Origin of the sequence: Providencia heimbachae ATCC 35613 (assembly GCF_001655055.1) — a bacterium.
Taxonomy (GTDB): domain Bacteria; phylum Pseudomonadota; class Gammaproteobacteria; order Enterobacterales; family Enterobacteriaceae; genus Providencia; species Providencia heimbachae.
Window position 1 is genome coordinate 21,670 of sequence record NZ_LXEW01000034.1, and the last position, 8,524, is coordinate 30,193.

The following is an 8,524-nucleotide window of genomic DNA, read 5'->3' on the forward strand; positions in this document are numbered from 1 at the left end:
AAAGGAGTGGCTGTGGCAGATATTCAACCACTAAAGGGCGCAAAACTGGTTTGGGCAACAATCGCGTTGTCCCTCGCCACTTTTATGCAGGTATTGGATTCCACGATTGCAAACGTAGCGATCCCGACGATTGCTGGAAATCTTGGCGTTTCGGTATCCCAAGGAACATGGGTAATCACTTCGTTTGGCGTTTCTAATGCTATCTCTATCGCTATTTCAGGTTATCTAGCAAAGCGTTTTGGTGAAATCCGTGTTTTCTTATGGGCAACAGGGTTATTCACTATTTTCTCTTTGCTGTGTGGATTCTCTGATAGCCTTGGCATGCTTATTATGTATCGAGTCTTGCAAGGTGCTGTTGCAGGGCCAGTTATTCCGCTTTCCCAAAGTCTTATCATGCGTTGTTACCCACCCAAAATGCAAAATATGGCACTCGCATTTTGGTCAATGACTATCATCTTAGCACCGGTATTCGGTCCAATTTTTGGCGGTTATATTAGTGATAACTTCCATTGGGGCTGGATCTTCTTTATGAATATCCCTTTAGGTATTTTCGTTATTATTGTTAGTACAATAATATTCAAAGGGATGGAATCGAAAGTGGTTAAGGTACCATTCAACGTGATTGGCTTAGCACTACTTTCTGTGGGTGTTGGCTGTCTTCAGGTTCTGTTAGATAAAGGAAAAGAGCTTGGTTGGTTAGCTTCTAACGAAATCGTGATATTGGCAGTTATTTCCGCAATAGCCTTAGTTTTCCTCGTTATTTGGGAATTAACCGATAAAAACCCGATTGTGGAACTTTCGTTATTTAAATCGCGAAACTTTACGATAGGCACTATTTCAGTCAGTTTAGCTTATATGGCCTATTTCGGGGCAATCGTTTTACTCCCTCAATTGCTACAGGAGGTATATGGCTACACGGCAACCTGGGCAGGTCTCGCGCTGGCGCCGATAGGCTTATTGCCAGTATTATTCTCAGCACCAGTAGCAAAACTATCTGACTTCCTTGATATCCGATGGATAGTCACCTTTAGCTTTGTTTTCTATGCAATTTGTTTCTTTTGGCGAGCGTATACCTTTGAGCCAAGTATGGGGTTCTCCGCCGTTGTTTGGCCTCAGTTAGTACAGGGAATGGCGGTTGCATGTTTCTTTATGCCATTAACGACGCTGACATTATCGGGTTTGCCTCCCGAAAAATTGGCCTCGGCATCCAGTCTAGCTAACTTTTTCCGTACCTTGGCGGGCTCAATTGGTACATCAATTACTACCACGATGTGGAGCGATCGAGAAGCGGTGCATCATAGCCAATTGACGGATTATATTACCGATTACAATCCTGAATCATTGCAGATGTATCAGGAGATGGCGGCGCATGGTATGTCCTCGGAGCAAACATCAGGTTATATTGCTGAACAAATTACTAGCCAAGGATTGATTATTGCGGCGAATGAAATCTTCTGGTTATGCGGATGGGTATTTATCGCGCTGATTATTACTGTTTGGTTTGCCAAACCGCCGTTTGGCGGTAATGCAAATAAATAACGCACAGCTCGCCTGTGCGCTATTTATTCTTAAGGATAAACAACATTCAAGATGGCGGTCGTTTTGATCGTCCCTTGCGTGATTTGTTTAGGATCCCATGGATAATAATAAACTGCCATTGGGATCATAAAATTAGGATCGAGTTGACCACCGGCTTTGACATAAAAAAGGGATGTTGCATTGCCGCGGCTATTTTGGGTGGTCGATAGCACTAACGGTTGTTGGCTATCACTGGTTTTGACTAATCTTAACCCCACACCTTTAGCGGCATTAGCCGAGTTATCAATGAGTACCGTTCGGTCAGTGCTGAGCAAATTATTACTGGATAAAAAGATATCGATATCACGCTCAGAGGTATTATTGTTACCCAAATTTTCGCAGCGCATATTGAGTGTAAAAGGCGTGTAGCCAGCACGACTATCATTTAATACTTGATTACGACCAAGGGTCGGGAGCGAAACCACTAATCCCGAATTTTGGAAATGGCAGGTGGTTAGCTTCGGGGCGTATTTTAAAATTAAAGGCTGCCCATACATATCTCGACTGTCATAAGGCCAATGAAATCCATTAAATAACCATTGTAGGATTTTAACCACTTGCTTTAAAGGCCAAAGCAAAATATCAAATAACGACATACCGCTTAAATCGGTAACAAATAAAATATCGTATAAATTGACCGAATTACCCGCGACCTCTTTTCCCTTTTGAGAAACCAAGGAAAACTTGAGTGTCATACTGCTATTGAGCTCTGATGCAGAATGCCAACCGCTTTTTTTCAATTTGAGATTCGGAATATCATTAATAATTTCCGCTCTTACATTATATTTACCACCATTAAAACCGAGTACGGTGGCATACCTATCCTCAGTACTTAATATTTTGGTATAACCAAACTCACTTTGATAAGTCGAGCAACTGAAATTGCCAGCATATTGAGTGGAAACCGTGGTCGTCCATTCCGGTGTCGCGGGCGATAGCTTATCGGACAGATCAATATTAATCGGTGATGCGTAACGGATACCATCACCATAACAAATAGCCTGACTCAAACTACTAAAGGATAATAGAAACAAAGCGATAATGCTTTTTATCATGAAATTAATCTCTTTACTGGCAAATAGCAGGTGAGCTATCAAGGTTTTCCGTCAAGCCGCTCACCGTGCAATTTCCATGAGTTAATCGCACAATTGCCTGTGTGGGGAAAGTTTCTGCTTTTAAATAAAGCACGCTGGATTGGCCAACATAGCCGATAGATTCACCCTCGATACTCAGAATTTCTGCACCAAACGGCAGGGCTTTGCCATCTGAAAATATGGCGCGACTAATCCATGATTTACGGGGGTCTGTTTTGAAACTCACTAAGCTTACAGCGCCTTCCAGTGGTGCATTATTTGCAATGTTACCAATGACTTCAGCACCTTCGGTATCTTCAGTATTGGATAATGTAATCGAATTTTTTCGATATGGGGTGGCATAAGGAACAAGCGCTAACCCGTCCGCATTCGTCATGATACTTTGGTCACCATTAATCATCAGCCCTTTTGCTTTCGGGGCCTTTACAATGGTCATCGTATTGCCAATTTCATTTGAAACCAGCACATTCCATGGAATTGCAACCAAACTTCCTCTCGCGCTCAGGCCGGTTTGACGGTAATCGCCAGATTCGCTTATCGACCCGCCAAAAGTAGAGATATTTCCACGATAAGCTAAGTTTGCACTGGCCATATTTTGTCCTCCTTGCTGATTACTGCCAGAAAAAGCATAGCTGAGGCGATTAGATTCAAGTGCTGCGCCACTCAATGAAATCGTACTTTGTTGATAGCCTGAATCGGTTGCTGTAAACCCTGTACTTGCCCAAATATTATTATCGAACAATGACATGGGGAGGCTAATAGAAACATAGTAGCGATTTTCTTCTTTCCCTTGTCCATCACGTACTCGGCTAGCGGATAAAGAATAGCTGATATCCGAATAGGAATTAGCATAGCCTAATTGATATTCTCGAGTTGTTGGCGTTGTAGACCAATAATCTCGCTGCGATCCCGAAACATAAAAGGTTCCCCAGTCATCAGGGAGTCGTTGGTTTAAATTTAAAGTGAATGTATTTTTAGGGCGAACACCCCGCATGGAATCCCATGTATTGATATCAAAGGTGGGCGTTTCTTTATATTCTGCGATGTTTTTATTGTATAAATCTAACGAATCTTGATAGAAGCGGTAGCCTTCATGAGAATGTACGGCGTCATTAAAACTGTAATAGCCTTTGGTTGAGTAACGGTAGGCTGCCAGCGTGAAGTTTGTCGCCGTGGTGTCCACAAATTTACTATAAGAAATTCGCATACTTTGACCGTGCTGCGTATCATTCGGTAATTGTGTATCCGCATGGGTAATATCGACTGAAACTGCCCCAATAGGCAGATTCCAACCTGAGCCAATGAGATAAGCTTGATAATCTTCACTGGCAATCGCACCTGCATATCCCGTTATTAAATTATTGAAGCCATATTCAATCGTTCCCTGAATAAACGAAGGATGATAATTTCCCCCATCTTGATTCACCTTAGCGGCAATCAGGGCGTAATTACTAACTCCCTCTTTTAACATGCCAGGGACGGCAGAAAAAGGAACGGTAAATGATTGTTCTTGGCCATTGGCTTCTTGCACGATAACCAATAAATCACCTGCGGAGCCTGTTGGTTGTATGCTATCAAGGGTAAATTGTCCTGGTGGAACATTTTCTTGATAAATGACACTGCCATTTTGCATCACGACTACGAGAGCATTAGTTTGTGCAACGCCACGCACGATAGGGGCAAAACCTTGCTGGGAGGTTGGGCGCATATTTATATCAGAGGCGAGGGATACGCCACGGACACGCATGGAATCAAATAATGTGCCGGGTGAATAGAAATCGCCTACGATGAGATTCGATTTTTGCATTGGCAGCGATTTTCGGATGTAGCGGGTATTATTTTGCCACTTAAGGTCATTACCCGAATGCTTTCGAAGGGTACTACTGTCGCGAAATTGCCATGAGCCAATATTGAGACCTGATTCTAAGCCGGTATAAAAATCGTCACTAGATAGCTTTGTCCCATTTTTAGATTTTGTTTTATAGTAAGTTGAATTGTAAGATAAAATAATAGCAGGCACACCATCGTCCCAAAACTCAGGGGAAACATAGCCCACTTCGGTACGTAAAACAAAGCTTTGTGGTATCGATAACTTGATGCTAAGCGTGCTGACATCAACCGTATAACTTCCCCCCTGAACAAGTTGCTCTAGCGCATAGTCATGCTGGTCGATAGCTAATTTCGGTAGTGAAATTCCAAGTAAACCGGCTTCAGTCTGTTCAAGATAGATATTTTTTTCATTACCCGTAAAAGTAAAAGGGTAGCGGCCTTTCCAGTCACCATTGACATAAACGTCCATTTCTTGAACGCCCGCAGGCATGCTTTGGTCTTCATAAAAGCGAGATAGATCTGATTTCGCAGAATCACCAGCGAGTAGTGAAGTATCAAAACTCACTCCCCAACAATCTGATATTCCGGTAAATAGGCATATTGCCAACAGGCTTTTATGATGGCCGTGCTGCTTCATTATTGCTGATTCTCTTACGTATTAAATGACGAAAATTTATTTAGCGACCACAGATTTATTTTTGTAAGCCCCGAGATCGTCAACGTATAACAGGCTGTAGTTTTTACCTTGCTTTACGGGCACTTTCGCGGGTGCAAAGGTATTTGAAAATGGTGCAACCATGAATGATTCAGAAAGCAGTTTTTGACCCTTCTCATCACTAATATTGGCTATTGTGATATGAAAAGGACTGGTGTTATTAATACGGAATCCTTGATTTTCAACTTTAGTTTCTACAGCCGAAAGTGCATCCTCAACGCCACCGTGCAAAGTCGATGGGCGGTAAAATAATTTAATTCGTGTTTTTATCGCTAATTGCATCGTATTTTGCCCTTGCAGGTGTTCAGGCGTGGGCGGGATGTCTAATACATTTAAATAAAAAACTGATTCGCGATCCGTGGGTAATGAAGTGGGGAGCTTTTTAATACGTAGTTGCTGCCCTGCATTGCCGGAGACTTTTACGACAGGCGGTGAAAGCAAGAAAGGAACATTCGCGGTTTCAGGTGTTGAATTAATATCACCATCATCAATCCAAGATTGAACCAGTGCGGGATCATTTCCATTATTAATCAACTGTACTATTGTTTCTTTATTACTCGCTGGGTAGATAACGCGAGTTCCGTTGACCACAACATTAGCGAATACTGAATTCACGCTAAATAATAAACAAAATAAAATAAGTAATCGCATGTTTTTTACTCAAAAAAAGCCAAGCTAATTATTTAACTTGGCAATATTCTCAATAATTCAATTTGCTTGTAGGCACAAAGCGAAGATAGCCAAACCCTAGGATTCGGATAGCATAGCGAGTGCAGCATCCAAGCAACTTGAAGGATTAAGAGTATATTAAGGATTTACAGGTAAGAAATGGTATAGGTCACGTTAGAACTCAAGCTACCGACTTTTGCTGGCTGTGCATTGGTTTTGTAGTAGTAAATATCCAACGCTAATGTTTCTGGCTCTGCTGGATTCGTTTTATTACCTTTAATATCGGTAACAAATGGTTTGTTTAATGGCAATGCGGTATTAGTACCTGACTTAGCGATAGCAAAACCGACATTACGAGCGACGGCTTGATCATTCTCGTTAACGGTAGTGTTTTGCAGATAGTTACCATCAGTTGAAATGTTGTCTGCTGATGAAAAACGAATAGTTAATGGGGTATCAGCAACTTTTGCTGCGGGTGCACAGTCAGAAAAAGTGAGTGAAATTGTTTTTTTATTTTTATCAATTAAACCTGTTTTGGTACCCGCTTCGGTAACCGTAATTGGGTTTAATGCAACAGTGAAATCTGCACTTTTTCCACCGTTGATGGTACAGGTTGTGTCAGTGATAGCACCGCTAAAATTAATTACACCACCCGCTGAATTATCCGCTGCTAAAACGGAACTTGCTGATAAAATAAGCGCTGTGGCAGCAGATAATGCAAATGTATTGTTCATTTTCTTCTCCGAGAAGAGTCGTATATTTATGATGGTAAAACGAAATAAAATTATCCGGCTGTATTTCAAGTTATATGTTCTGTTTGGCAAACATTAATAGACCTAGCGTTATCTCACGATATTGTTTACCGCACAGTTAGGATGGAAAGCATATCACTGTCATATAATTTGAATTAATTAGGATATATAAACTTTCTATTTGAATAGAAAATCATAATTAATCATTAAAGTAATTTGTTAGTTACACAGATGTAAGGTCAAAAATCAAAAACAATAAAACACATATAATTACGTCAGTAATTAATATTTCAATTTTATTGTGTTTTAGTTAATTTGACTTATATCAAAAATTACCGTCAGCCATTATACGGATAATCATTTGTTTAAAAAGAGGGGGTAAGTTATTCATTATATATTTAAAAATTATATATTGTATTTGAGGCTGTTAAAGTCAATTACTACACCAAATGTGTTGTAATGAGATAGTTGTCTGAATGTTAATTCTTTAATTTGATTTAATATGGAGTTATATATAAATAATTATAGGGTTTGTAGCGTTAAAAACTTGTAACGGAATGTGTTGTTTGTGTAAATTAAGCTGTTTTAAAGTATTTAAATCAGCAAGTTAAATAAGAAGTTTCTTAATTGGTTCCTTCATAATTATACTTTAAATCACACTTCAATCTAATTTTATAATCTCAAAGTTTACCTTTTGACGGACTATAATTTTGTCAATTTAATTAATGATTAGATATTTTTTAAATTAAATGAAGTTTTATTTAAAGCATTATGTAATTTATAGCGAATTTACTGTTATAAAAACTTTGTTTATAACAAAATTGAATATAAACATTGTCTATTTTTTGTTCTTTATTGGTTTTTGTTAATTATTTATATTATAAAAACCAATAATAACCATATTATAAAAGTGGTTATCTGAAGATTAAAAGACAATTAAAAATATCTATTTTAATTACTAAGTTAAATTTTTACATGAGTAATATTTTATTACTGGATCAGTATCGGCAAGAAACAGATTAACTTTATAGTTAATTTAATCGCATAAAAAAACCAAGTGGTATAGTAAGGTTTGTACGAGAGAACCTCATAATTTAGCTCATATTTGTCAAACCACATGGTTTTTAGCTTAGTTTGGTTTTTTTACCTATACGCTATGCTCAACTATTTTGAGCTTAGCATCGATTTAGGAATAATATTTTCAAATTTCAGTTGTGGACGATTAACTTCTACTTCACTCAATGGTTCTATTTGTTTAAATGAATCTAGACAACGAGTGACCAACTGTTGGTAGTCTTTAGTACCACTGCTTTTCCACGCAATCTCTTGCTCAGTGAGTGAACGTAAGACTTTGGCTGGAGTACCAACAATCAAGACATTTTCAGGGAAATTAGTTTCTGCTTTAACAAAAGCGCAGGCACCGACAATTGAATTTTCACCAATAATTGCACCATCCATAATCACGCTATTCATACCTACTAGTACATTTCGCTTAATATGACATCCGTGCAAAATAGCGCCATGTCCGATATGCCCATCCTCTTCGACGATAGTATCGAATTGTGGAAAACCATGCATGACACAATTATCTTGAATATTGGCCCCGTCTTTTATGATTAAGCGACCAAAATCACCACGTAAGCTAGCATTCGGCCCGATATAAACATTTTTTCCAATAATCACATCGCCAATAATGACGGCGGTAGGATGTACAAAGCTATCAGGGCTTACCACAGGGGTAATGCCGTCGATTTGATAAAATGGCATATATAGCACTCCTATATTCTTCATACTTTTACTCTTCATACTTCAAGTCGCAGCGTTGTTGACTGCATTCGTTCGCACTAGTCACCTACTTATGTAGGCTCCTAGCGACTCCCTCATTT

Annotated in this window: 6 protein-coding genes; 1 reads left to right on the top strand and 5 read right to left on the bottom strand. The window is 39.3% G+C overall.

What is annotated here, in order from left to right; genetic code table 11:
* Positions 1 to 12 precede the first annotated feature (12 nt).
* Positions 13 to 1,539, top strand: coding sequence for a DHA2 family efflux MFS transporter permease subunit (locus M998_RS11700; protein ID WP_068909002.1), 1,527 nt, complete (start codon positions 13 to 15; stop codon positions 1,537 to 1,539).
* A 29-nt stretch (positions 1,540 to 1,568) separates the two neighbouring features.
* Here M998_RS11700 and M998_RS11705 read toward each other — a convergent pair whose 3' ends face one another.
* The 5 genes from M998_RS11705 to paaY all read right to left on the bottom strand — a co-directional run bounded on the left by M998_RS11705 (position 1,569) and on the right by paaY (position 8,405).
* Positions 1,569 to 2,633, bottom strand: coding sequence for a fimbrial protein (locus M998_RS11705; protein WP_068909004.1), 1,065 nt, complete (start codon positions 2,631 to 2,633; stop codon positions 1,569 to 1,571).
* Positions 2,634 to 2,646: 13 nt separating this feature from the next.
* Positions 2,647 to 5,139, bottom strand: a complete 2,493-nt coding sequence (locus M998_RS11710) for a fimbria/pilus outer membrane usher protein (RefSeq protein ID WP_068909006.1) — start codon at positions 5,137 to 5,139, stop codon at positions 2,647 to 2,649.
* 36 nt (positions 5,140 to 5,175) lie between these two features.
* Positions 5,176 to 5,868, bottom strand: a complete 693-nt coding sequence (locus tag M998_RS11715) for a fimbrial biogenesis chaperone (protein ID WP_068909008.1) — start codon at positions 5,866 to 5,868, stop codon at positions 5,176 to 5,178.
* 164 nt (positions 5,869 to 6,032) lie between these two features.
* Positions 6,033 to 6,620 (bottom strand): fimbrial protein, encoded by a 588-nt coding sequence (locus M998_RS11720; RefSeq protein WP_068438762.1) that lies wholly within the window; start codon positions 6,618 to 6,620, stop codon positions 6,033 to 6,035.
* A 1,182-nt stretch (positions 6,621 to 7,802) separates the two neighbouring features.
* Complete coding sequence (paaY, locus tag M998_RS11725; protein WP_068909010.1) at positions 7,803 to 8,405, bottom strand: phenylacetic acid degradation protein PaaY; 603 nt, start codon at positions 8,403 to 8,405, stop codon at positions 7,803 to 7,805.
* Positions 8,406 to 8,524 lie beyond the last annotated feature (119 nt).